This window comes from Tamaricihabitans halophyticus (genome assembly GCF_004340875.1).
Taxonomy (GTDB): domain Bacteria; phylum Actinomycetota; class Actinomycetes; order Mycobacteriales; family Pseudonocardiaceae; genus Tamaricihabitans; species Tamaricihabitans halophyticus.
This window is the reverse complement of the sequence record NZ_SLXQ01000024.1, coordinates 1-25,610: the sequence shown is the minus strand read 5'-3', so window position 1 is coordinate 25,610 and position 25,610 is coordinate 1. Positions and strand designations below refer to the sequence as shown.

The window sequence follows — 25,610 nt, the reverse complement described above, 5'->3', positions numbered from 1 at the left end:
CGTCGGTCAGGCCAACGCTGTCGCGCCGTTGTCGAGTACGTAGGTTTGGCCCGTGGTCAGCGACGCCTCCGCGCAGGCCAGGTGCACCGCCACCTTCGCGACCTCATCTGGCTCGCCCCACCTGCCCTGGCGATGTCCGACGTAGTCAGCCAGATCAGCGGAAAGCGCCCTGCCGAGTGCCGCGGCATTCGCCTGCGCGACGGGCGTGCGGATCAGCCCGGGAGCGATTGCGTTGACTCGAATCCCGTCGGCTCGCAGTTCGAGCGCGGCACAACGGGTAATAGCCTCCACACCCGCCTTTGCCGCCGCGTAAGGGGCCATACCAAGCATCGCCCGACTCGCGGCCATCGAGGAGAGGTTGACGAACGCTCCACCGCCGCGCTCCCGCATCGCCGGAGTCGCATGTCGGATCGTGTGGAAAAGCCCGCCAATCCCAACCGAGAGCACTCTTTCCCACTCACTCTGCGTCGTCTCGGCGGCCATCGACTCACCACCAACCGCGGCGTTGTTCACCACGATGTCCAATCCGCCGAACGTATCGACGGCGCGTCGCACGGCAGCCTGGACGTCCGCACCCACAGCGACATCACATCGAGCCGAGGCCACACGTCGTCCCAGCTCTTCGACAAGACCACCGACCGCCGACTCGGCGACGTCGACAGCGAGCACTTCGGCGCCTTCAGCGACGAACCGACGCGTGATCGCCGAACCAATGCCATATGCCGCACCCGTGACCATCGCGACCTTGCCGGATAACCGTGCTGCCACCCTCGCACCCCCTCAATAATTACCGACTGGTTGTCTATCGAGCACCCTTTACCTGTTCACAGCTTATTGCCTCACCTCGTCCCAAACAATACTCTCCGGTCAACTAATAATGTTCCAGCATCGAGGAGTACGACAACTGGCACCCACCGAGGCGGCCGGTCGCGTGGGCGGGTCGCGCGGCCGGGTTATTGCCGACAACTGCTCGCACTGGTATCTATTACTGCCTAACTGGTTAGTTCATATTAAGGAGTACGACGATGAGCAGGAAGTTCGACACGATCGTGGACGGCGGGTGCTATTTCGAGGGTGCACGCTGGCGCGACGGCCGCTGGTATGTCTCCGACGCCCTCGCGGGCATCGTCTGCGCCTTTGATTCCGACGGTAACCGTGAGGACCTGATGCGGGTCGATGCGCTCTGCTCAGGCCTTGGCTGGCTACCGGATGGATCGATGCTGATCGTGTCGATGAAGGACCGGACACTGTTGCGCCGGGCACCCGATGGTGAGGTGCACACACATGCTGATCTGTCGAGCGTCGCGCCGCACTGGATCAACGACATGCTGGTTGATCAGGCCGGCCGCGCCTGGGTAGGCACCATCGGCTTCGCAATCCAGGAAGGCGCGAACCCGACGACCGGCGAGCTGTTCCGGGTCGACCCGGATGGCAGCGTTACGGTGGCCGCAACGGAAATGTGGTGCCCCAACGGGGTTGTCACGATCGACGGCGGGAACACGCTGGTCGTTGCCGAATCGTTCGCCGGACGGCTCACCGCCTTCACCATCAACCAGGATGGCTCCCTGCAGGACCGTCGTACCCTTGCTCAGTTCGGTACGCCACCGGCGCAGGCAAGCGGGCCCGAGATGCTGGCCGCGATCGAACTCGCTCCCGATGGGCTCGCGGTCGACGCGGAGGACCACATCTGGGCCGCTGACGCGTCCGGACAGCGTGTGGTTCGAGTCTCACCGGCCGGAGAGATCGTTGACGAGGTCGCGCACCCGGACGGCACCAACACCTACACCTGCGCCCTCGGCGGCGCGAATGGCCGCCAGCTGCTCGTCGCCGCCTCACAGGGTGTTTTCGAAGCACTCGCCGGAGTGGACGGCACGGCGGAGTTGATCGTGACCGAAGTGGACGTACCCGCACCGGCGAACTGATCGCCCCGCTGGCGGCTTCAGCACGACCGAGGTCATCCAACGAGTGCACGCTGTCGTGGCGACCCCGTTGCGAACGGCCCGTGTAGCCGGCTCGACGCGGCCACGAAACCACCTGCTGGATAGGCTAAACTTTACCGGTTCGCCTGGATTGTGGATGCCACCACCGAGGCCGTCCTCGGTCCCATCGATGATCCAGGGCACCCGGTCGAGGGGAGGCGCCGATGGCACGCCAGCGTGCTACGACGGTGCAGTTGCTGGTTGACGCGGCTGCCCGGGTTTTCGAGCGAAAAGGCTTCACCGACGCGACTATCAGCGATATCGCCACCGAAGCCGGCGTAAGTAAGCCGACCGTGTACCAGTATGTGAACTCCAAGCGGTGGCTCCTCGAGACGATCGTCGAGCAGTTGATCTATCCCCTCAAAGACGGTATCGACCAGATCATGGCCAGCGACCGTACCGAGCGGGAGAAGTTGGCCGCGTACTTGCGCCTCCACGTCGATAACGCGATCAAGTACCAGACCTATTATCTGGTACTGACCGCCGATCAACACCAGCTGTCCACCCAAGCGCTGCGCAACTATCGATCCTGGGCGCGTGACGTCAACGCCGCCACCGAGAACCTGCTCACCGACTGCGTGAAGGCGGGCGTCGTACGTTCCGATCTGGACATCGGGATCGTGACGAATCTGCTCAACGGCCTACTCGTGTCGGTCACCAGCTGGTATCGCCCATCTGGCCGGGTTGGCGCGGAAGCGCTGTACCAACACATTCACGACATGCTCGCTGGTTTCATCGAGCCCGAGCGACACGCTGGCACGGCGCAAGGTTGACTCATCCGTACGCCCCATAGCCAGTTATGCGGCCGGCGTCTCGGCCGACAGCCACAGCGGTCAGTCTCGGACCTGCTCAACTTGACGATGCCAGCCACCACATCGTGGCCACACGATGTGGCCCTTCGGCGTACGCTTTTCCGCTAGTGCCGTTGCTGGCATGCACGTGAGCAGTACCGGCGCCGTCGACCGATACTCTCCTACCCGACCAGGTTCACCCAGACAACGCAGCAACTCGAAAGCTCGACGGTTTCCGCTCCCGGTGCGTCGGTTTCATCCCGGCGATGGGTGAGGAGCGCGCGTCGCAGCTCGCTGGTCTTCCCCTTGATCACCCTGACCTGTTGCTTCGTGGTGCGCTGCCGTTGGTTGTTCGGCTGCCCGTGGTGATGACCCGCTGGCTGGTCGAGCGGCATAATCGCGGCGACGCGGCAGATAGACGAGGCAGCTGCGAAGCAGCGCTGTCTCGATGTAGACCCGCCAGTTAGTGCTGCGGGATGGACTCGCTGAGATTCCCGTGATGGGAACGCCGAGTCGATCACTCATCCGCCCCATTTGACATCAAGTTGACTTGAAGACGCAGGATGCAACTGAGGTTAGCCATACCTTGGTAGAAGTTCATCAGATTGCACGGACTACCAACAGATACGGAGTGACTCGTGCCCAAAGGCCTCTGGCAAGACTCCGAGCTGACTCAACTGCTCAACGGCTACACGTCCACATTCCTCCTCGGCGCCACGATGAAACTGCGCCTGCTGGAAGCGATCGGCGACTCGACGGTGACCACTGCGGAACTGGCGAGCATAACCTCAACGCACGCGCCGACGCTCACCCGCGTACTTCGGGCGCTCGCGGCACTCGAGATCCTCATCGAAGAGCGACCAGACACCTACCGGCTCGCCGCACGCGGGCGGTTGCTACTACCCGACACGCCCGGTTCGGTGCACGAACTGGCGACCTACCTGGTCGACGATTGGACGTGGGGTGCCTGGCCTGCACTCGACCAAGCGATTCGCACCGGTAAGCTGGCCAGCGAGTTTGCCGCTGACACGGGGTGGCAGGACATCGACTGGACCGACAGTTCGGAGATGCGCGACTCGGTTGACCGCTTGATGATCGAGCACACCCGCGCGATCGCGCCGATCATAGTGGACAGTTACGATTTTGGTCCATTTTCCACGGTGGTGGACATCGGTGGTGGTAGCGGGCCATTCGTCGCGACGGCACTTGCCGCCCACTCCCACCTTCGCGGTATCCTGCTCGACCGCGAAGACGGGGTGAGACACGCGCCCCAGGTACTGGCCGAAGCCGGCGTCGCCGACAGGTGCGAGATCCGGACCGGCGACTTCTTCGAATCCCTCCCGAGTGGCGATCTGTACTTCTGCAAGAGCGTGATCTTCAACTGGCCAGAGGACGAGCGGGTGGCCATGATCCTGGCCAACTGCCGTAAGAGCATGCTTACCGAGCACGGTCGCCTGCTGCTGGTGGAACAGATGCTGCCCGCGGCCGTGGACGGGTCGATACCGCCGAGTGTCTACCTCGACGATGTCGGTTCCGTCGTCAATCTCGGCGGGCGATTGCGAACCGAACCGGAGTACCGCGCGTTGCTGGACTCGGCGGGTTTCACGCTCACGGTACACCCGCTGCCCACGGCGCCGGACGGTTTCGTACTGCTGGAGGCCGCTCCGGCGTGATCGTCATACGCTCACCCCGCCGCGCGATGCTCCGTCCCTGTCCCGAACGTGAAGCTCACGATGCGACTTGGCTGCCGCGCCACCAAGCGATGCCAGGTGCCACGCGGAACCTGGCAGGCTTCACCGGCCGCAAAGTCGATCACTTTCGTACCCGTGTCGTATTCCAACACCGCGCTCATCGCGCCGGAAAGGCACAGGTGCACCTCATCACCAAGGGGATGCATTTCGCTGTCGCCCTGCTCGCCATCATCAGCTTCAGGAAACTCGAACACGGCCACCAGCCAACCTGGGAGCGGCAGCGCTCCGCTGATGACCCGCTCCCAGAACTGGTCGTCGACGGGCAACTGCTCGGCGCCGCTCTCGTTCAGGTGCAGGTATGTACGGGATAGGTCCAGTATCTCGGTCATGCACACATCTTGCGCCGGCTGGTAGTGGCGGGTATTGGAAAAACGTGACCTGCCGCCTACGCCCTTCGTCCGACTATTCCGGGTTCTCCTGCAACGCGCGGACTTCGATACGTGACCCCAGTGCCGCGGAGCACTGCTCCGCCCAGTTGAGCGCGGCCCGCTCGTCAGGCGCGCTGATGATCCAGAACCCGCCTACGTACTCCTTCGCGTCCACGAATGGCCCGGACGTATGCGTTGGCTTCCCGCCGGTGGCATCGACGGTGATCGCGGTCGACGGCGGCTGCAGCCCGCCGGCGTGCACGAACGCACCGGCTTCAGCCAGTGCGGAGTTGAATCGATCCACGGCGGCAATCATCGCTTCGAGCTCAGCTGGATCCATTTCCTGCATGGACTCCATCGTCGGCTCTTCGGCCGTGTCATGCGGGACGGTCAGAAAGTACTGTGTCATGGGATTTCCCTTTCTCGGGTGAATTGATCGGCTGTTTCGGAGCACGCGGATCGGTCGGCCGCTCAACGCTTGGCGGCGAACTCCTGGATCATGACCGGGGACGCGTGGATGCACATGATTCGCAGCGTGTCAATGCCGGTGTTGGTAAACCGTTGCCAGGTATCGGCGGGAGCAACGGCGGTATCGCCAGCACGAGCCGTGATCGTCTCCGCACCGATCACGATGGTCACTTCGCCCGCGAGCACGGTCCAGGTCTCGTCGTATGGATGGCGGTGCAGATCGGGGCCCTGCCCGGGGTCCGCGGTGACGAGGAAGAACGACACGTTGGATCCGTACGCGTTTCCCTCGAACCGGAGTGTTCGGCTCTCGCCAACCCGGATGCTTTCGGCGGGGATCGTGGTGGTCATGATGTTCGGTCCTCTCGGTCGGCCGGTTGCTGATGACGTAACTCTGCGCCAATCCGGCTGTGACTGACTACGCTTTCGATGTGGATCGAAAGTTCGTTGAGTTCCGGCTCGGTTCGAGCGATATCTCGGCCGTTCGTTTCGGCATCTCGCCAGGACACGAGCTGGTACACGCCGTGCGAGTGGCCCTACGTCCACGTACGGCACCGCTGCACTGGGGCTGGTTCCGTACCCTCGACGGCACGCTGCCGAAAGAGGCGTTCCGGCTGATGGCCGTGATTTGCGGCGCGGATGGTTATATGCCGGATTTCCTCACGGCCACGCCATCCGGCGATATGACTCCGGCGGAGGAGGCCGCACGGCTGCGGGACGTTCCCGACGAACGACTGACGTTCGATCTGCACAAGATGGTGGCCCGGTCCTCCGGTGCCCGCCAGCAAGAGATCCGCGACCTGATCGAGGCACCGGATCGGGCCAGAGCGCTGATTGCCGACGCCTGGCTCGAACTGTGGGAGGCCCTGCTTGCCCCAGTTTGGCCCGAGATGCTGCGCCTGCTGCGGGCCGATGTCGCGGTACGGGCCAGGCGCAGCAGCGATGTTGGTCTCGCCGAAATGGCCAGCACCCTGCATTCGACCGTCACGTGGGACAACGAGGTCGTTCGCGTACAGATGCGACAACACGAAGAGGTCGTTGACTGCGGCGGGACCGGCCTGGTGCTCGTCCCGTCGGTCATGATGGCCGCGCGCGGCTGCGCGGTGCTCACTGAGCGCCCCGCGCAACCCACGATCTTCTACCCAGCCCACGGGGTATCGGAGACCTGGCATCGCGGCCGCACCGACGCCGTAGAAGCACTCACCGCATTGCTTGGCGCCACGCGCGCCCGCTTGATCATTGAGCTGCAACAGCCGCTGTCGACATCGGAATGTGCTCATCTGACGGATCTGGCGGTGTCGACAGCGTCGCATCATCTCACGGTGCTACGCGACGCCGGATTGATCGACAGCCGTCGCACCGGAGTGCGCGTCCTGCATACACGGACACCACTCGGCGAAGCGCTCGCCGGCGTTCGGTGACGCCGACATGAGGTCTCACTCTGGTGATCGATGTACACGGTTTTGGGGAGTCGAGGCCCGGAGGTGTTCGCTTCCTGATTCGCTCACGGTTACTTTAGTGACGGCGAGCTACGCCGGCTCGCCGAGTCTGCTTGGCACCTGGCAACCGAACGTCGAACCGATGCCACGATTGACCGGTGGATGACCAACTCGCGCGGATCACCAGGAAGCTAGCGACGCTTCCCGGTGTGCCCGGCCGAACCGTTTTGTCGAGACAGGAGAAACACCAGTTTCGGCTACGCCCGCCGGCTTCGCTAGATGATGTCGAGAATTTTGAGGGACACCACGAGATTCGGCTCCCGAAGGGATACCGGCGATTCTTGACTGAGCTCGGTGATGGCGGAGCCGGACCAGGTTTCGGGCTGCCATCGCTGTCCGACGCCTACGCCATCGTGAACTACGACAACATCGCCGGGCAGCTCGCCGCGCCTAGCCCGCTGCGGTCGGGCGTTCGTTACCGAGACGATTGGTGGGACAACTACACGGATTCCGGCCCGGATCCTGTCCCGCACCAGGGGACGATCGCGGTGGCGCACCATGGCTGCGATAGCTATACCGTGCTCATCGTCACCGGCACCGCACGTGGTCGGCTGGCCATGCTGGACTTCACCGGGGTTCCGGGCCCCTACGTGTTGGAAGATGACGACTTCCTTTCGTGGTACGAGCGGTGGCTGGACGAACTCGCAGCCGGTTATCGAATCGGGCTCGCTGAGGGGAAGATCCCCGGCGACCAGCAGCGGTTGGTGGACATTCTCGTTACCGACGCGAACGCCGCCCGCCGAGCTCGGGCCGCGCGCTCCATGCTCGCCTTCGATGACCTGCGACCAGCCACGGTGGCCGCCTTGGCGAATGTCGCGGTCGACCCCGCTCCGGAGGTCCGGGCCGAGGCCATGCGAGTCGCCGCCGCGCGCGTGCTGACCGCGCTCGTGCCGGTCACCCGCGACTTGTTCAACGATCCCAATGCCACGGTGCGGCTGGCGGCGTTTGACGCCCTCAGTGCCTTTGGTCAGGTTGACCTCCCAGCGCTAGCCCGACGACTGCTGGACGATTCCAGCGCCGAGGCAAGAACTCGAGCTATCCGATGGCTGTCCGATGCCGACGAACTGTCCGGGCAGGACCTGGCCCCGCTATGCATGGATCCAGACGTCCGAATGCGACGGACTGCCGTGCACCATCTCTTCGCTGCACGCGGGGCCCGCGTGCCGGGCCTGCTCGCCAACGCCCTCACGGATGCGCAGCCGCTGGTACGGCTCGCCGCGGTACAGGCGATCGGCCGCCGGGCCGAAGCCGGCTTGCGCGGTCAGCTCATTGACGCGCTCGCTACCGAAACCGACGCCATGGTACGAACCAACCTCCAGCGGGTACTAGCCGATCTGGCCACTCGCTGACTCGCGCCGGCGCGGTTGACTATTGCCTTGGCCGATACGTCAGCAGCACATTGCCGGAACGGAACGTCGTAGTACGCCACAAGTCCAGCGCAACACGGTTACGCAGCGTCGAGAACAGGGAGCGGCCAGCGCCCAGAATGATCGGGTTCACGAGCACCCGCAATTCATCGATCAACCCGAGTTCCAGCAAACTCGCCGTCAGCCGCACACTGCCGAACAGCGCCATCTCCTTGCCAGGTTGCCGTTTCAACTCCGTGATCGTCTCGTTCAGCCGGTCGCCGTCCACGATAGTCGTGTTGTGCCATTCCACTTCGCGCAGCGTCCCGGAAACCACAACCTTCGTAACGCTGTTCATGAACTGCACGACCTCCGGGTGCGGTCCGGTTGCGTCCGGCCAATGTGCCGCCATGTGCTCGTACCCCACTCGACCGAACAGCAGCGTGTCGATGTAGGCGTCGGTCTGGTTGGCAAACTCGAAATACTCCGAGTCGATGTTCGGCCAGTCGAACTCGCCATTCGGACCTTCGTAGTAGCCATCGAGGCTGATGATCACATACGAAAAGAGTTTGCGCACCGACCCTCCGTTTCGGGAACTAACCGCCTTACGCCACTGGAACGTGTGCCCCTGGGCAGGTTCGTCGAACCTAGCATCCAGGCGCCTGTTGGCTGGACGAGCTGGCTCGTCACCGGCACAAAAAACTTTCGTAGACAGTGTCGAGAACCTTCGATCGGCTCCGTCCCGGTATTGAACATGACCACAATGGGTCGCAACACCAACAAGGAGAACCACGATGGCCAAGTACCTGATGCTCAAGCACTACCGGGGCGCCCCTGCCGCGGTCAACGACGTCCCAATGGACCAGTGGACGCCGAACGAGGTCTCCGCGCATATGCGGTATATGAGCGATTTCGCTACCCGCCTCCAAGAAACCGGCGAGTTCGTTGACAGTCAGGCACTCGCCGCCGAGGGCACCTTTGTCCGGTATGACGGTGCCGGAAATCCACCGGTCACCGACGGCCCGTTCCTGGAGACCAAGGACCTCATCGCCGGCTGGATGGTGATCGACGTCGACAGCTACGAACGCGCCATCGAACTGGCTGGTGAACTGTCCGCCGCACCCGGAGCCGGCGGCAAGCCAATCCACGAATGGCTGGAAGTCCGGCCGCTCCTGGCCGTACCGCCCACCATCACGGAGTGACTGCTCCGATGGACGAGGCACTGATTCGGAGCCTCATACCGGACGTGCTTGGCATCCTCCGCCGTCGTGGCGCTGATTTCATGGCGGCGGAGGATGCCGTGCAGGAAGCACTGATCGAGGCTATCCGCGCGTGGTCAACGGAGCTGCCTCAGGACCCGAAGGGTTGGCTCGTCACCGTCGCTTGGCGAAAGTTCGTCGACTCCGCTCGCGCGGACACGGCCAGGCATCGCCGAGAGGAACGGCTGGCCGACGATCCGAACTCCCCTTCAGCCACGCCGACGGCGGACGACACGCTCCAGCTTTACTTTCGCTGCGCGCACCCTTCCCTGACGCCATCCTCGGCGGTGGCGCTCACACTCCGCGCCGTCGGTGGGCTCACGACTCGGCAAATCGCCGAAGCGTACCTCGTTCCCGAAGCGACCATGGCACAGCGCATCAGCCGAGCAAAACGCACCGTTGCCGGAGCCCGGTTCGACCAAACTGGCGACCTCGCCACCGTGCTTCGCGTTCTCTACCTGGTCTTCAACGAGGGTTACTCCGGCGACATCGACCTGGCGGCCGAGGCCATCCGACTCACCCGGCAGCTCGCTGACGTCGCCGACCACCCCGAGGTAGCCGGATTGTTGGCACTCATGCTGCTGCACCACGCCCGCCGCGCTAGCCGAATGACGTCGACCGGCAGCCTGGTGCCACTCGCCGAACAGGACCGCACCAAATGGGACACCTCATCGATCGCCGAGGGGGTGGCGATCCTGCAGTCCGCGCTTCGCCGCGACCGGCTCGGAGAATTCCAGGCACAAGCTGCCATCGCCGCACTACACGCCGATGCCCGCACGACAGCCGAGACCGACTGGCCACAGATCGTCGAGTGGTACGACGAACTCGCTCAACTGTCCGACAGCCCGATCGTTCAACTCAATCGAGCTGTTGCCGTCGGCGAAGCAACCGGCCCCGAGGCTGGGCTCGATGCCTTGGGGGCGCTGAACGAAACACTGCCTCGCTACGCCGCGGTGGCGGCTTACCTCCACGAGCGAGCTGGCCAGCTGACCACCGCCGCTCGGCTCTACGCCGAAGCAGCGGGGAAAGCGACAAACATCGCCGAACGTAACCACCTGACTCGACAAGCCGCTCGGCTTAACACCGACCTGCTCGGGTGACCACTCGCTCCCGCACTGGTGACGTTCCTTGTTCGCGTTCTATCAGGTTAGCGGTGTGATCACCCTGCGCGGCGGCGATCACTTTGGCGTAGTGACGTAATTGCCCGAATCGGCTAAATAGTCATCGTATGGGCGACAGTGGAATTTCCCGTAGCGGTTGACCACCGTCCACGAACAACCGACCACCGGGTGCCAGCACTGCCGCGATGCGCTCCAGCACCACTTGTCCCGCCGCCGGATGACGGCCGTCAAGTGCGCCAACCCGTACCGCGAAAGCGATATCGAAAGCGGCGTCACCCGGCTCCAGGACAAAGTCCTCGGCCGCGATATGCCGAACGCTCATCCTCCCCGAGGCGATCTCCTCCAGCCCGGAGATCTTCGCCTGAGCAATCGCCGTGGCTGAGCGATCGATCGCGAGAATCCGTCCCGACGTCAGCCGCGCCGCTACGGCACGGGCGGCCGCGCCCGGCCCGCACCCGATCTCCAGCACGTTCGCCTCCGGCGCGAGCGGCAGGGCCGCGACGATCTCGGCAAGGCGCGGCGAGATAGCTCCCGGCATACTCCCAGCCTAGTTGGCAATACCGCCGGGCACCCGGAAACGCCTCCGCACGCCCCTCCGCCAGGAGGAACGCCGTGCCCGCCAACTCGGCTTCCTGGTCGATTTACCCGATCAGTGCCGTACGCGGGCCACACCCTGCCGGAGGCACTGTGAACGGACCAAAGCCATTGGTTTAGCGTCGTGCCGGTGTCGTCCACCGAACGCGCCTCGACCCCGAAGAAGTCGGCGGCTAACCCGACCGCCGATCAGCAGCCGAGCACTACCGCTTTCCAGAACGGGTTAACCCGCCGCTGGCGGCTGATCGCGCTCGTGCTCGGTCTGATCGCCGCGGCCGCGGCGATCACGGTTCCGTTTCTACCCGTCGTCCAGGAAACGTCGAAGATCGTTTGGCCGGATCAGCGCGACACACAATCGGTGAACGCTCCCCTTGTCGCTTACTGGGCACAAGATCTGCAGGCTGAGATTCCCTGCTCCGCCATCCGTTCGCTGGACGCACGTACCCCGAACAGCTCGGTGTTGTTCTCCACCGTTCCCAAGCAGCGCGCCGGCTTCGGTTCCGGCCTGCAGCTCCGCATGGACAACGGTGTACTGGATGTAGTCAATCGTGGACAGCAAGTAGTGCAGCAGCCGCTCGGCGCGGCCTGTGATCTCACTGTCTCCTCCAATGCGGAACGAACGACGATCACCGTCGGCGACGAGGCGGTCTATGACGAGACCGGAGATCAGCGGGCTCGCGTTATCGGCATCTACTCTGACTTCGACTCCGCTCGCGATCCAGTCGATGGGCTGAGCGTTGAGATCACCCCGGACACTCGGTATCTGTCCACGCCAACCATCTGGAAGACACTGGTCACCATCGTTGGTGTGGTGGCGCTACTCGGCTGCCTGTTCGCGACGTGGCGAATGGATTCCCGGGTAGCCCGCCGCGCGCCCCGGTGGGCGCCGGTCGGCTGGTGGAAGATCACACTCAGGGACGTCGCGGTCGTCCTCACCCTCGGATTATGGATATTCATCGGACCCGTCACCGCCGATGACGGCTATATCCTCACCATGGCCAGGGTCAGAGACGAGATCGGCTATCTGACCAATTACTACCGGTGGCTCGGCGTCCCCGAGTCGCCGATCGGCTGGAACGATCACTTACACGAGCTGATGGCGAACATCAGCACCTCGCCAGTGTGGATCCGGCTACCAACCTTCCTTCTCGGGGTTCTGACCTGGTTCCTGCTCAGCAGGGAGATACTCCCCCGGCTCGGGACGCGCATCCGCAGGAGCCGCGCCGCCGCTTGGGCGGCCGCGATGGTCTTCCTGGTCACCTGGATGCCCTTCAATACCGGTACTCGCCCCGAGCCCTGGCTCGCCGTTGGCGTACTGCTCGCCTTGGCGGCGGTCGAGCGCACCCTGGTCACCCGCAGACTCCTGCCGCTGTGTCTCGGCCTGATCGTCGCGGCCTTCAGTATCGGCACCGCCCCTGGCGGCATCGTGGCGCTCGCCCCGTTCATCGTTGCCGCGCGCCCGCTCGCGCGGATGCTCACCAGCCACGCCAAGGCCCACGGGTGGTTTGCCACGCTCGCGCCGATTCTGGGCTCGGGATTAGCTATCCTGATGGTCGTCTTCGCTGACCAAACCATGGCCGGCGTCCTCGAGGCGACGCGGCTGCGATCCCAGGTTGGCCCGAATCAGTCGTGGTATCAGGAACTCTCCAGGTACACCCTGCTGTTCAGTGATACCGCCGATGGCGCACTAAGCCGACGGTTTCCCGTGCTGCTCATGTGGCTGTGCATCATTACCTGTTTCGTCGTGCTGTTGCGTCGCGGACGAATCCCCGGTGCCCCGCTTGGACCGAGCCGACGACTGATCGGCACTGTCGCCCTGTTCTTCGTCCTGTACGCGTTGACTCCGACCAAGTGGACCCATCACTTCGGACCGCTCGCTGGAATCGGCGCCGCCCTTGCCGCATTGACCGCGCTGTCGGTGAGTGCCGGGGTACTGCGATCGAGACGTAACCGGATGGCGTTTCTCGCCGTGCTCCTGGTTATCGCCGCACTGTCCGTCACCGGTCGTAACGCGTACTGGTTCGTGTCCAGGTTTGGTGTGCCGTGGAACGACATCCCGCCGTCAATCGGTGGTATCAGCTTCTCCAGCGTGCTACTGGCCTGCGCGGGCGTGGCCGCGTTGATCGCCTTCGTGGAGAACATCCGTGACCGGAAAGGACATCAGCTCGCGCCGGAGAAGCCCAAACGTGCGCTTGTGTTTGGCTCGCTGGGTTTGGTAGTTGTGTGCGGTCTGTTCGTCGCGGGCGAGATCGGCAGCATGCTCAAGGCCGTCCACAAGCAACGCAGTAGCTACAGCTTCGGCGGCGCCAATTTCGCCAGTCTGGCGAACTCCGGTAGCTGCAACCTCTCCGATTACGTCATGGTGGAGGGCGATCCCAGCGCCAACGTGCTTGCCCCACTGCCCGCGCCGCGGCAGCGCACCGCACCGCACGAGCAGGGGTCACCGTCGAACTTCGCCGCGAACGGACCTGTGCCTGTCGTCGGTTTCCAGACCGAGCCGGAGTCCTATGACGACCCGATCGGCAAACCGCCGAACGATTTCAAGCGTGGCGAAACCAAGATGTGGAGCAGTTACCGTAACGGCGACCGGCCTACCGGTCATGTGCGCACCGATTGGTATGCCTTGCCGGAGGACGCGCAGGAGCAGGAGATCGCGGTCTCCGTCGCGGCTGAACGGAACAAGGCAGTCTCGATCACCGCGCAGTTTGGCAGGCAAACCCCACAGGGTGTCGAGGTACTAGGCGAGCAAGAAGTGACCGTCGCCCAATCACAGTCCGCGCCCTGGGCCGATAGCCGGTTCCGGATCGAGGACGAGGACGTGAACAAGCCAGCACAGGTCGAGACAATGCGCCTGATCGTGGAAGACGACGACCTCACCGAGGATGGTTGGATCGCGTTCACCGAACCCCGCATCCCGGTGAACACCACACTCACCGAGCGGCTTGGCGACAAACCAACCTTCGTGGATTGGCCCGCGAGCTTCGTCCACCCCTGCGTACAGCCGCCGGTCTGGCGCGACGGAATCGCCGAGGTGCCTGACTATCGAGTGACCGCCGCACCGCTGGTCAACGACGGCGGTGTGTCGTCGAGCAAGGGCGGTGGCCCTGTTGGCTGGATCGAGGAGGTCGCCAACCAGCCGGAAGTGCCGAGCTTCATTCGCAGCGAGCCAAACATGCCGTGGGGCCAGCTGTTCAAGGTGGAGCCGTACGTAGCCGGCGCGGAGCCCAGGGTCATCCGCGGCGAAGAGGTGCGCTCCGGCTGGTGGTCGCCTGGGCCAGGGCCCGGCCCCGAGATGATCGACGGGGAAACACCAACCCGCTGATCGCATTCAGCGAGAAGCCTCAGGCGGGGTCACTGGCCGGGCGAGTGTACTGGCTGTGGTAGAGACGATGGTATGCACCATGGCGGTCGATCAGCTGGTCGTGCGTGCCCTGTTCGACTATCCGGCCGTCCTCCATCACCAGAATCAGGTCCGCGTCTCGGATCGTCGACAGCCGGTGCGCGATGACGAAGCTGGTCCGCGACGAACGCAGCGCCGCCGTAGCCTGGCGCACCTGCGCTTCGGTACGGGTGTCAACCGAGCTTGTCGCTTCATCCAGGATCAACAGGTTCGGACCGGCAAGGAACGCGCGCGCGATAGTCAGCAGCTGACGCTCCCCCGCGCTGATGTTGTTGCTGTCTTCCTCGATGACCGTGTCGTACCCATCCGGCAGCGTCCGTACGAAATGGTCCACGCTGGTGGCCCGAGCCGCGGCCAGGATCTCGGCCTCGGTCGCATCGGGACGCCCGTAGCTGAGATTGTCCCGAATGGTGCCGCCAAACAACCAGGCGTCCTGTAGCACCATGCCGATCTGGGACCGCAGATCCGCTCGGCTCAGTTGGGTAATATCCACGCCGTCCAGGGTGATCCGACCCGCGTTCAGTTCATAGAACCGCATAATCAGGTTGACCAGCGTCGTCTTGCCGGCACCGGTGGGTCCCACGATCGCGACCGTCTGACCTGGTTCCGCGACCAGCGAGAGATCCTCGATCAGCGGCTTGTCCGGATCATAGGAGAACGACACTCGTTCGAACTCGACTCGGCCACGACCGCCCACCGCGGGCGCGGCGGCAGTGGGCCTGTCCGGCATCTCCTCCGCCACATCAAGGATCTCGAACACCCGCTCCGCAGACGCCGCGCCCGACTGGATGACGGCGGCCATCGAAGCAACCTGGTTCAGCGGTTGCGTGAACTGGCGCGAGTACTGAATGAAAGCCTGCACTTCGCCCAGAGTCATGGTTCCCGAAGTGATCCGCATACCACCAATGACAGCTAGCACCACATAGCTCACATTGGACACGCCCATAATCACCGGTGTCATCAAGCCGGAGAGGAACTGCGCGCCCGAAGCAGCCCGGTACAGCTCCTCATTACGACGGTCGAACTCAACAGCGGTATCCGCCTGCCGGCCGAATACCCGAACGATCTGATGTCCGCTGTAGGCCTCAGCGACATGTGCGTTGATCGAGCCGGTGTGTTCCCACTGCTTGGCATGCAGCTTCTGCGCTCGGCTGCCTATTACCGCCACGACCAATCCGGACAGTGGGATCGAGATCAGCGCGACCAGGGTGAGCGTCGGCGAGATGGTCAACATCATCACCAGCACCCCGATCACCGTCAGCAGCGAGGTGAGCAGCTGGCTCAGGGTCTGCTGCAATGCGGTGGAAACATTGTCGATATCGTTCGTAACGCGAGAAAGCAGCTCGCCATGAGGCTGGCCGTCGGTATAACGCAGTGGCAATCGGTGTAACTTGTTCTCCACATCGGACCTCAGCCGGAAAACCACCCGTTGTACGACCCGGTTGAGTATCCGCCCCTGGGTCACACCGAACAGCGCGGAACATAGGTAGATACCCAGCACCCAGGCTAGGACCGTGGCGAGCGCGGCGAAATCGATGCCGCCGCCAGGCTCTCCGGCCCAGTCCGCGAGCACGCCGGTGAAGATTACATCGGTGGCCTTGCCGAGCAGCAGCGGCCCGGAAACCGACAGCGCGACACTCGCCGCACCGAGTCCGAGTACGGTGGCTACCGCAATACGGTGTGGTCGCAGCCGACTGGCCAGCCTGCGTACCGTTGGCCCGAACTTGCTTGCCTTGCCACCCGGCATGTCCATCCCCGGCATGCCTTGGCCCTTGTTTCGCTCCGCGGCGGCAACCGACGCACCGCGCGCATCCGGATCGGGCCGTTCGTCGGTTGTCGCGGTCATGCCGGCTCCGGGGTCTGCTGGGACTGGACGATCTCTTGGTATGTCGGGCAGGTCTCAATCAACTCGTCGTGGCCTCCGATGCCGACCACGGTGCCGCTGTCCAGCACGACGATCTGATCCGCATCGAGGACCGTCGAAACTCGCTGTGCCACGACGAGGACAGCGGAATCCGCGGTGTGTGGCGCAAGCGCGCTGCGCAGTGCCGCGTCGGTCGCGAGATCGAGCGCGGAGAAGGAGTCGTCAAACAAGTAGACCTCCGGACGGCGGACGAGTGCCCGCGCGATCGCCAGACGTTGGCGCTGCCCCCCGGACAGGTTCGTACCACCCTGCTCGACCAGCGCGGCGAGCCCGCCTTGCAGGCTCTCGACGAACTCTTTGGCTTGCGCCACCGCCAGGGCCGCCCACAGTTGCTCGTCGGTGGCCATCGGATCGCCATACCGGAGGTTGCTCGCGACCGTGCCGGCGAACAGGTACGCCTGCTGCGGGACTAGCCCGATCCGTGCCCACAGCGCTTCCGGCTCATGTGCCCGAACATCCAGCCCGGCCACCCGTACCTTGCCGCCGGTCACGTCCAACAACCGGGGCACGAGCGAGAGTAGGGTCGATTTGCCTGAGCCGGTACTCCCGATGATCGCCGTGGTCTGGCCAGCCTCGACCCGGAAGCTGATATTGCGCAGCACCGGATCGTCCGCACCCGCATGACGCATCTCGACGTTGCGAAACTCCACGCCGACTGGGCCCGGTGCCGGCACCGGAGCCGGCGGCGGTAACACCGACGGCTCCGTCTTCAGAACCTCCGTAATGCGTTCCGCACAGACAGCCGCCCGCGGCGCCATCATGGTGATGAAGGTGGCCATCATGACCGCTACCAGAATCTGCATCAGGTAACTCAGGAAGGCGGTCAGTGACCCGATCCGCATATCGCCAGCGTCGACGCGCTGCGCGCCGAACCACAGCACGGCGACACTCGAGACGTTCAGTACCAGCATCACGGTTGGGTAGATCAACGCCTGCAGCCTGCCGACGCGCAAGGCCGTCTCGGTAAGCGCGCCGTTGGCCGCATCGAATCGACGGGTCTCGGCCGGTTCTCGAACGAACGCGCGCACCACACGAATCCCGGTGAGCTGTTCGCGCAGTACCCGGTTGACGCCGTCCAATCGCACCTGCATCCGCCGAAACTGCGGCATGGTGCGCGCGATTATCAGCCCGATTGATACGCCGAGTACCGGAACGCATACGGCGACCAACCAGGACAGCCCCACGTCCTCTTGCAACGCCATCACGACGCCGGCGACGCAGGTGATCGGCGCGGCCACGAACATGGTGGACAGCATCACCATCAGCACCTGGACCTGCTGTACATCGTTGGTGGTGCGGTTGATCAACGATGGTGCACCGAACCGCGCGACCTCCCGCTGCGAGAAGGTCTGCACTTTGCCGAAGACCGCTCCCCGGATATCCCTGCCAGCCGCCATGGCCGCGCGGGCACCGAAGTACACCGCGCCTGCCGTGCCGAGCATCTGGAGCACGGTGACCACGAGCATCCACCCGCCCGTGCGGAAGATGTACGCGGTGTCACCGTTGGCAACGCCGAAGTCGATGATGTCCGCATTCAGGCTTGGCAAGTACAGCGAACCGATGGTGCCAATCATCTGCAATACGATGATCGCGGTGATATGCCAGCGGTACGGTCGCAGGTAGGTCGCTAACAGGCGGCTCAGCAAGAGGTCTCCCATGAAGGTACGACTGCCCATGACGCCGGCCCGGCGAGGGGATGCTAAGCACGCAATGCCCATGTCGCGTCGGCACTTACCGGTCGGACGCCGGCCGTCGCCGCGCCCAGTGGCCGGAGGCTACTCCTGGCCCCGGTCCGGCGAAACTGAGTTTCGGAACGTTCTGGACGTCCGTAACTAGATACGCAATTCAGTGCAATTAAGTTCACGACTTGATAAACTCGGGCGCTACTTTGGGTGGCCAACTTCGCGCATCCAGTACGCCAATCGAATACGCCCTGGAAACAAGCGCCGGCCGATTGCTGGCCTTGAACTTTTTCAACATCGTACCGACATGGTATTCCACTCCTTGACGACTTAGATAAAGTTTGGTCGCCAGGTTGATCGTGGACATTCCCATTGCCACGCCCTTGAGAATCCGGGCGTCGAGGTCAGTAAGCTGCACGCGTCCGCCAAGTCGACCGAGCGGTTCGCCGATCTCGTCGCACTGCAGCATCACTAGCACTCTTGGCAACGCTCGCGTATCGGCCCTCGTCGATACGGCGGTGAGCTGTGCCGGGTTCGGCTGGTCGCCGCCGCGAACCACCTGTACTCGCTCCACAACCCGATTCGACCAGCCTGCCGCGAGCCGCATAAGCTGCCTGCGCAGGTCAGATTCGGCCTGGACCTGGAGGAAGTCAAACAGCTCACGCCCCTCGAGTTGATCACCCATCGGGCAGAGCTCCTCCGCGAACTGCTCGTTCGCCTCGTGCACGCGCAGTTCGGCATTGAGGCTGGCCATGCAGATACCGGAACGCTCAAAGAGTGACAGATATGCGTCCGCGTGTTCATGTGACCGGGAGCCCTCAGTCCCACCAGACAATTCCATAACAACGGGATTCGCGTACAACTAATGTCCCCTCTGTAGCCACGCACGTAAGAACGAAACTTGCCACAACCTGAATGCACGGGAACAACCGAGAAAACACCCAAGCCACCCAGAAATATCCCCAGAGCAACAGGCAAGCCCGTTTGGCCGACTATAAGAAGCCGCCAGAAAGGGTGTCAACGCGAAACCTGTGGCCAAGGCAAAACCTGGGGTATGGGTGGGCGAGGTTCGGTACCGAACTCGGGTGTTCGGTGCGGGTGGCCGAGTCGACGCACAGGAACGGGCCAGGAAAAGTACATACTTTGCGGCAGGTCCGTACCGAACTTCCGCCCGCCCCGCCGGCATCTCGTACTACGGTCCGAAAAGACCCAACTTTGTCCTCAACTTCGTGCATGCCACGCCCGCCACGTTACGCGCATGACCATCTGCCCGGGGTAGCGGTTGTCTCAGCCGCGACCGGAACACGCGCGATACCCTGTGTAACAGCGCGCATGCTGGCAAAGTCCTAGTTCACGGCCAGATCACTAATCTTCATCCAAGCTTCCGCGACGCATACCCGTCAGCTTCGGTAGCACGGTGGCCAGATCCGCTCGACCAGTGATGCCCAGTTTCCGATAGACATTGGTCAAGTGCACCTCAACGGTCCGCGAGGTGACAAAGAGTTCGTCGGCGATCTCGCGATTCGTCGCTCCGCCGACCGCCAGTTCGACGACGCGCAGTTCGCTACCGGTCAGTATGTCGGTACGTGCACCCGTGCCTTGACGCATCCGCCCACCAGCGGAGACGAGCAGCTCACGGACGGTTGCCGCGGCTGTCGTCGCACCGCACCAGGTCGCGATCTCGGCAGCGGTACGGAGGTGCTCCCGCGCTGCCTTTGGCTGCTCTTTGCGTAGCAGCTCCCGCCCAAGCAGGTATTCGACGCGCTGGCGATCCAGCATCGCCCCGGAGGATTCCATCGCGACCGCGGCGTCGGTCAACAGGTCGATCCGCTCGGTACCCCGGGAGACCATGGCGCGTGCGATGCGCGCGAGGGCGCGGGCCCTCGGCACGTCCCACCGGGCCACCAGGTCCTCGCCGTACTCGACCAGTGGCCGCGCACTCCGTGCCTGCCCACTTTCAGCGAGCAACAACGTGGCCTCGGCCCACCACGGCAGTAGTAGCGGATTGGTCACCCCGTCTTCTTCCAGACGGCGGCCACAATGTCGCAGTTGTTTGACGGCACGTTCACTGTCCCCTGCCGCGGCACGGAGCATCGCGTCGACCAGCACCCATACGTACAGCTCGAATGGCGACTCCGCCAGGTCGACGTCCACAACGGAAGCGAGCGTCTCGCGTGCTTGGTCAAGCTCCCCACGGGCCATCAACCCGAGCGCGAGTGCAAGCCCAGCCGAACCAATGGCGCTTGGCCCCCAACCTTCGTCGCCCGCGATCTTGATGGACGTCCGGGCGTCGGTTATCGCTCCGGATACCTCGCCGGCGAGGTATCGCATGTGCGCACGCATGCCGAGCGACTGGCAAAGCGACCACAGTGCACCGTCGGTCTCGTTGTTATCCACCAGCACGTTCAGTGCGTCCACGGCTTGCGCTGACTCGTCCGCGACGGCGAACGTGACTGCCGCGATGCTCGTCGCCGGGGTCGAATAGCCGGCCAGGTCGAGTGGTAACGCCGCGCGCGCAAGGGCGACAGCCTGCTCCGGTTCGGTGCCGGCGATGACTCGATTTATCGCGTGCATGGCCATCAGGTACCGGTCGGCCGCGGAGTCGCCGACCGGTTCGGGGACGCCAGCAAGTCGCTCGCGGACGCGGGTTAATGTGCTTCGGCCGTTGATGCCAACCAGCGCGACCGTGGCTTCCAGTCGGGTACAGAGCTCTCGGTCGGCACCCTCGGGTACATCCGTGGCGACGGACACCCCGAGGGCCGTGTACAGCGCGTCGGCGGCGGACACCAGGACGTCCATGGCTTCCTGCGCCGCCTGCACCGCGATTGCGCTGTGCCCAAACTCGATGGCAAGTTCGGCGCGGGAACGCGGATCGCTGGTGAGCTCGAGCGCGGCCCGCAGGTGCGCCAAGGCTTCCCCGGGGTTGACCTTGGCTACAATGCCTGCGACCTGTCCGCGCAGTCGCAGATCTCCTGGACTCTGGTCGAGTAGCGGGCTGAGATGGCGCAGGGCGTCCTTCGGCGCGCCCCGATGGCTGGCTTCTCTTGCCGCGTCCCGAAGTACCGTCTGCATCCATGGTTCGGGTGCTACGTCTAATGGCAACAGCTGGTCCGCGACGACCTCCGCGGGCAAACCCGCGTCGTTGAGTAATCGCGCCGCCCGATCACGCATCCAGGTGACCTCGTAGTCGGGCGCGGCGCTGAGCAGCGCTACTCGGACGAGTTCGTGCCGGAAACCATCGCCGCTGCTGGCGAGAAAATGGTTGTCGCGCAGGAATTCCAGACCCGCTCGAACCCCACGGGTCGGTACCCCGGACAACGCCGAGACGAGCTCGATATCGGTGCTCGCGAGCAGCGCGATGGCGCGTACCACGTGGTGCACATGTTCAGGTTGACCAGCCATGGTTTCCGCCGCATGCGCTTCGATCACGCTCATCGCAACGTGATGTAGCTGGCCGATCGACTCATCGGTCGGCACCACACCAGCTCCGGACAGTGCCCGCACCAACTGGGCAAGGGTGCCGCGATGGCCCCCGCTGATCAGCCGAGAGGCTTCGACGAACTCGGGGCCGGGTACGACACCGGTTCCTTTCGTGAGCATCGCACGTGTTCCACCGCTGTCCAGCGGACCGAGGGTGAGAATTCTGCCGTAGTCGGCACTGAGATGATCACCGGCAACACCGAGTACCGCGGCCGGCGCCGGCGTGCACACGGTGGCCAGCACGATCAGTGGCCGGTCTTTGGATCGGCGCAGCACGTAATCAATCCAACGCAGTGACTGCTCGTCGCACCATTGCAGGTCGTCCACCGCGAGCACGAGTGGCCCGGTGGACATGACATTGGCGGCAAGTCGGGAAAGCCCGGATAGCACCGTGTACTCGGTGGTCGGCAAGCGCGCGGTGGCGGCTTCACTTGGCCCCTCTGCCGCGCCGTGCCGGATTCGGGTGAAGCGACTGCCGGTGCGCTCGGCGATCGCCCAGAGCGCCGGTCGGATTTTGCTACTGCCCGGTTCGAGCAGTGGGTTCGCCTGTCGCGCAGCCACGCCACTGAGCCCTAGGTGGTCGGCAAAAGCCCTGCCGAGCCAGAATGGCTGTTTCGCGGCGTGGGGTCCGCAGTGGATGCGCACCACGGTGCACGCCGAGGCCGTGTCCGCACCGTTGAGCGCGAAGAGAGCGGAATCGAACGCGGTGCTTTTGCCGGTACCTGGGCCACCACGGACGAAGATCAGCGCTCGTCGGTTGTCGGCGACAGTCTCCTCGACAAGTGTTCGTAACGAGTCAGCGGCATCGGGCATCGCCTCACCTGCCATTGGCTCCGCGGACACGACGACTCCCACCTCGAGTGACTCAACCTTGCTGGCAAGTACCGAAACCTAGCATGGTCAACACTAGTTGGCAGCCGTTTCCATTAAGCGCCGTACTGCCACGATTGGCAATACTCCTCGTACTTAGGACATATCGAGCTCGTGGTCCAAATACGCGAACATCTCGTCGTCGGAAACATTGTCGAGGTCGTCATGTGCCGCGTGCTGTTCCGTGTCGCTGCCGGCTACCCAGCGGGTACGCAGCACCTCGAGGCGACCGGTTACATGTCTGTGCAGCTGATCGTCGACGGTGACCGCGCCGAACGCTCGTTCCAGCGCGTCCATGCAGGCGAGCAGGGTGGCTTCGGGCGCCTGGTCCTCGGGGGTGAGCTCGCCGGCAAGGTGCTCGACCAGTTCACTCGGGGTTGGATAGTCGAACACCATGGTGGCTGGCAGTGGCAAACCAGTCACAGCGCCGAGCCGGTTGCGCAGTTCCACCGCGGTCAGTGAATCGAAGCCAAGGTCTCGGAACTGCCGCGCCGGCTCAATCTCGACCGTTCCGGGGTGGCCGAGCACTGCTGCCGCCTCGCGGCGGACCAGGTCGAGCAGCAGGTCGATGCGTTCGGTCGAGCCGAGTTCGGCGAGCCGATTGCCAAGCGCCGCTGGATCGGGGGTGTTGCCCGCTGCGGCACGCCGGGGAGTTCGGATCAGGCCACGCAGTAGCGGTGGCACGGCCTCCTGCCGGCGTAAGGTTGCCAGGTCGAGTCGAATCGGCAGCTGATGAGCGGCATCGGCGGTGACCGCGGCGTCGAAGAGCGCCAGGCCCATCGAGGGCGTGACCGGTGGCATTCCCGAACGGGCCAGTCGCCGGGATTCCGCCTCGGTGAGTCCGCCGGTCATCCCCGCCTGCTGGTCCCAGGGCCCCCAGGCCATCGAGATGCCGGGGAGCCCCGCGGCCCGGCGGTGCGCGATCAACGCGTCGATACTCGTGTTCGCGGCCGCGTAGTTGGCCTGGCCAGCGCCGCCGAACGTGCCGGCCGCGGAGGAGAACACGATGAAGGCGGTGAGGTCGTGGTCCGCGGTCAGCTCGTGCAGATGCCATGTGGCATCCAGTTTGGGCGCGAGCACGGATGCGAGGCGATCCGGGGTGAGCGACTCGACCACACCGTCGTCAAGCACGCCTGCGGTATGCACGATGGCGGTGACCGGGTGTTCCCTCGGAACGGAAGCAAGCGCCTCGGCCAGCGCGCCACGGTCGGTGACATCGCATGCCGCGACGGTAGCGGTGGCGCCGTGCGCCGCGAGTCGCTCCACCATGTCACCAGCGGCCGCGGGCCCTCGCCGGCTGAGCAGCAACAGGTGCCGTACGGCATGGTTACGCGCGAGGTGGTCGGCAAGCAACGCTCCGAGACCACCGGTGCCGCCAGTGATCACCACGGTGCCGTCGGGATCCCATTGCGGTTGCGTGTTCGTGCCGTCCTGCTGCGACGGGTTGGCTAGTCTCGCTAGGCGGGGCACGCTGATGCCGGTGGCGGTCGCAGCCAGTTCCGGTTCGTCGGTCGCGAGGGCGCGGCCGATCAGTTGTGCTGTCTCGGCCGACTCGATGTCGAGGCCGATGTCCAGCAGGCGGAATCGTCCAGGGTGTTCGGTCTGTGCCGTGCGTACCAGTCCCCAGGCGGCCGCGGACCCGACATCTGCGCCAGCGAGAACCCCGCGTGTGATGAATACCAGCTGGCCGGACCGGTTCTGGTTGAGCCAGTTCTGGACGAGTTCCATTGCCCGTGTCGCCGCGCGGTGTCCGGCGGTGATGACGTCTGGGTGATTGCCCAGTTGTACGACGACCGTCGCTGCGTCCGCGGCTTCGGTGAGCTCGCTGAGCGGCTCGTTGGCGAGGCCGGCGGCTTGCCAGTGACCGTTGAGGTCGAACGGGTCGGCCCCGAGAAGGCTCACCGGGGTGGGCTCGCCTGTGGCGTCGATTGGTGTCCAGTCCACTGTGAACAGTTCATCGTGTCCTGGTTCGCTCGGTGTTTCGGCCAGTTCGGCTGGACGTACCGCGAGCGTGTCAACGGTGAGGATGGGCGCGCCCGAATCGTCGACGACGTCGATGGCGAGCCCATCGGGTCCTCGGCTGAGTCGGATGGTCGCCGTTTCCACGCCGGTTGCGTGCAGGGTAACACCGCGCCATTCGAACGGCAGTTCGGCGCCGCCGGCGCCGTTCTCGTTGCCGGCGAGCATGACCGCATGCAGTCCGGCGTCAAGTAGCACGGGGTGCAGGCCGAACCTGCTCGCGTCGGTGACGCGCTCCGGCAGCGCCACTTCGGCGAACACGTCATCACCCGTTTTCCAGGCGCCGCGCAGTGCGCGGAAAGTTGGTCCGTAGCCGAAGCCGACCTCGGCCAGCCCTTCGTAGGCGTGGTCGACCGGTATCGGTTCGGCGGTGACGGGACGCTCAACAGGGCGTTCGGGGCCGACCCGGTTTGCCACGTTGCCGGTCGCGTTGGTGCTCCACGGTAGATCGCCGGCGGCTTCGTCGCGGCTGTGCACGGTGATCGGCCGTAGATCGGATTCATCGGGGGCGCCGATGCGGACTTGGATGTGCACGCCGCCCCGTTCCGGAATGACAAGTGGCGCGGCAAGTGTGAGGTGTTCGATGTGGTCGTAGCCGATCTCGTCACCGGCCCGGATGGCTAGGTCGAGCAGGGCAGCACCGGGCACAAGGGCTTGGCCGCCAATAACGTGGTCACCGAGCCATGGATGTGAGATCCGTGAGACTCGGGTGCTGAACACTATTTCCGTGCCGCCAGCTAGTGGTACGGCGGTACCGAGTAGAGGGTGCCCGGTTGCGCCGAGGCCCGCCGATCGCACGTCGCGCGCTGGACCGGTGGATGACGGCCAGTACCACTGCTGGTCGAATGCGTAGGTCGGGATGTCGGCCCGTTGTGCTCCGGTGCCTGCGAATAGTGGCTGCCAGTCGACTGTGGTGCCGGTGACGTGCAGCCGCGCTAGGGCGGTCAGCAGTGCGGTTTCTTCGTCCTGGTCTTTGCGCAGTGTCGGGATTCCGTCTACCAGTGCGGAGAGGGTGCCGTCTGGTCCGATCTCGAGGAACCTATCGGCATCAGAAGCGGCAAT

The 25,610-nt window shown here is 64.3% G+C and carries 19 protein-coding genes; 8 read left to right on the top strand and 11 right to left on the bottom strand.

Annotated features, from left to right (window positions below; translation table 11 throughout):
• Positions 1-6: 6 nt before the first annotated feature.
• Positions 7-768 (bottom strand): SDR family NAD(P)-dependent oxidoreductase, encoded by a 762-nt coding sequence (locus EV191_RS28150; protein ID WP_132880916.1) that lies wholly within the window; start codon positions 766-768, stop codon positions 7-9.
• 257 nt (positions 769-1,025) lie between these two features.
• Here EV191_RS28150 and EV191_RS28145 point away from each other — a divergent pair, with 257 nt between their 5' ends.
• The 3 genes from EV191_RS28145 (at position 1,026) to EV191_RS28135 (ending at position 4,443) form a co-directional block, all read left to right on the top strand.
• The gene (locus EV191_RS28145; protein WP_132880914.1) at positions 1,026-1,922 is read left to right on the top strand and encodes an SMP-30/gluconolactonase/LRE family protein; all 897 of its coding nucleotides are present in this window, start codon (positions 1,026-1,028) and stop codon (positions 1,920-1,922) included.
• A 221-nt stretch (positions 1,923-2,143) separates the two neighbouring features.
• Complete coding sequence (locus EV191_RS28140) at positions 2,144-2,752, top strand: TetR/AcrR family transcriptional regulator (RefSeq protein ID WP_132880912.1); 609 nt, start codon at positions 2,144-2,146, stop codon at positions 2,750-2,752.
• A gap of 656 nt (positions 2,753-3,408) precedes the next feature.
• Entirely contained in the window at positions 3,409-4,443 is a 1,035-nt protein-coding gene (locus tag EV191_RS28135; protein ID WP_132880911.1) for a methyltransferase, read from the top strand.
• A gap of 11 nt (positions 4,444-4,454) precedes the next feature.
• Here EV191_RS28135 and EV191_RS28130 read toward each other — a convergent pair whose 3' ends face one another.
• The 3 genes from EV191_RS28130 to EV191_RS28120 form a co-directional block, all read right to left on the bottom strand.
• Positions 4,455-4,850, bottom strand: coding sequence for a cupin domain-containing protein (locus tag EV191_RS28130; protein ID WP_132880909.1), 396 nt, complete (start codon positions 4,848-4,850; stop codon positions 4,455-4,457).
• A gap of 73 nt (positions 4,851-4,923) precedes the next feature.
• Entirely contained in the window at positions 4,924-5,298 is a 375-nt protein-coding gene (locus tag EV191_RS28125) for a YciI family protein (RefSeq protein ID WP_132880908.1), read from the bottom strand.
• A gap of 62 nt (positions 5,299-5,360) precedes the next feature.
• Positions 5,361-5,705 carry a cupin domain-containing protein gene (locus tag EV191_RS28120; RefSeq protein WP_132880906.1) on the bottom strand — a complete coding sequence of 115 codons (345 nt, stop codon included), beginning with the start codon at positions 5,703-5,705 and terminating at the stop codon, positions 5,361-5,363.
• Positions 5,706-5,785: 80 nt separating this feature from the next.
• Here EV191_RS28120 and EV191_RS28115 point away from each other — a divergent pair, with 80 nt between their 5' ends.
• Positions 5,786-6,775, top strand: coding sequence for an ArsR/SmtB family transcription factor (locus EV191_RS28115; RefSeq protein ID WP_132880904.1), 990 nt, complete (start codon positions 5,786-5,788; stop codon positions 6,773-6,775).
• 359 nt (positions 6,776-7,134) lie between these two features.
• Positions 7,135-8,202 carry a HEAT repeat domain-containing protein gene (locus EV191_RS28110; RefSeq protein WP_132880903.1) on the top strand — a complete coding sequence of 356 codons (1,068 nt, stop codon included), beginning with the start codon at positions 7,135-7,137 and terminating at the stop codon, positions 8,200-8,202.
• A gap of 19 nt (positions 8,203-8,221) precedes the next feature.
• Here EV191_RS28110 and EV191_RS28105 read toward each other — a convergent pair whose 3' ends face one another.
• Entirely contained in the window at positions 8,222-8,776 is a 555-nt protein-coding gene (locus tag EV191_RS28105) for a dihydrofolate reductase family protein (RefSeq protein WP_165913140.1), read from the bottom strand.
• A 217-nt stretch (positions 8,777-8,993) separates the two neighbouring features.
• Between EV191_RS28105 and EV191_RS28100 the strand changes: the two genes are divergently transcribed.
• On the top strand, positions 8,994-9,401 hold the full coding sequence (locus EV191_RS28100; RefSeq protein WP_132880899.1) for a YciI family protein: 408 nt from the start codon (positions 8,994-8,996) through the stop codon (positions 9,399-9,401).
• 8 nt (positions 9,402-9,409) lie between these two features.
• Complete coding sequence (locus EV191_RS28095) at positions 9,410-10,558, top strand: RNA polymerase sigma factor (protein WP_132880974.1); 1,149 nt, start codon at positions 9,410-9,412, stop codon at positions 10,556-10,558.
• 121 nt (positions 10,559-10,679) lie between these two features.
• Here the strand turns inward: EV191_RS28095 and EV191_RS28090 are convergent, their stop codons facing one another.
• Positions 10,680-11,117: a class I SAM-dependent methyltransferase gene (locus EV191_RS28090; RefSeq protein WP_132880897.1), complete on the bottom strand. Its 438-nt coding sequence runs from the start codon at positions 11,115-11,117 to the stop codon at positions 10,680-10,682.
• A gap of 186 nt (positions 11,118-11,303) precedes the next feature.
• On the opposite strand from EV191_RS28090, the gene EV191_RS28085 reads away from it, so the two are divergent.
• On the top strand, positions 11,304-14,495 hold the full coding sequence (locus EV191_RS28085) for an arabinosyltransferase domain-containing protein (protein WP_243659293.1): 3,192 nt from the start codon (positions 11,304-11,306) through the stop codon (positions 14,493-14,495).
• Between the two features lie 19 nt (positions 14,496-14,514).
• On the opposite strand, the gene EV191_RS28080 is transcribed toward EV191_RS28085, so the two are convergent.
• From EV191_RS28080 to EV191_RS28060, 5 genes are all read right to left on the bottom strand, one after another.
• Positions 14,515-16,419 (bottom strand): ABC transporter ATP-binding protein, encoded by a 1,905-nt coding sequence (locus EV191_RS28080; protein ID WP_132880896.1) that lies wholly within the window; start codon positions 16,417-16,419, stop codon positions 14,515-14,517.
• Positions 16,416-18,143: an ABC transporter ATP-binding protein gene (locus tag EV191_RS28075; RefSeq protein WP_132880894.1), complete on the bottom strand. Its 1,728-nt coding sequence runs from the start codon at positions 18,141-18,143 to the stop codon at positions 16,416-16,418. The genes EV191_RS28080 and EV191_RS28075 overlap by 4 nt, the downstream gene beginning before the upstream one ends.
• 214 nt (positions 18,144-18,357) lie before the next feature.
• Entirely contained in the window at positions 18,358-19,041 is a 684-nt protein-coding gene (locus EV191_RS28070; protein ID WP_132880892.1) for a helix-turn-helix transcriptional regulator, read from the bottom strand.
• 503 nt (positions 19,042-19,544) lie between these two features.
• A complete protein-coding gene (locus EV191_RS28065) occupies positions 19,545-22,502 on the bottom strand; it encodes a helix-turn-helix transcriptional regulator (protein ID WP_132880890.1) in 2,958 nt (985 codons plus the stop codon).
• A gap of 123 nt (positions 22,503-22,625) precedes the next feature.
• Positions 22,626-25,610, bottom strand: a 2,985-nt coding sequence (locus tag EV191_RS28060) for a type I polyketide synthase (protein ID WP_132880888.1), incomplete at its 5' end; no start/stop codon positions are given.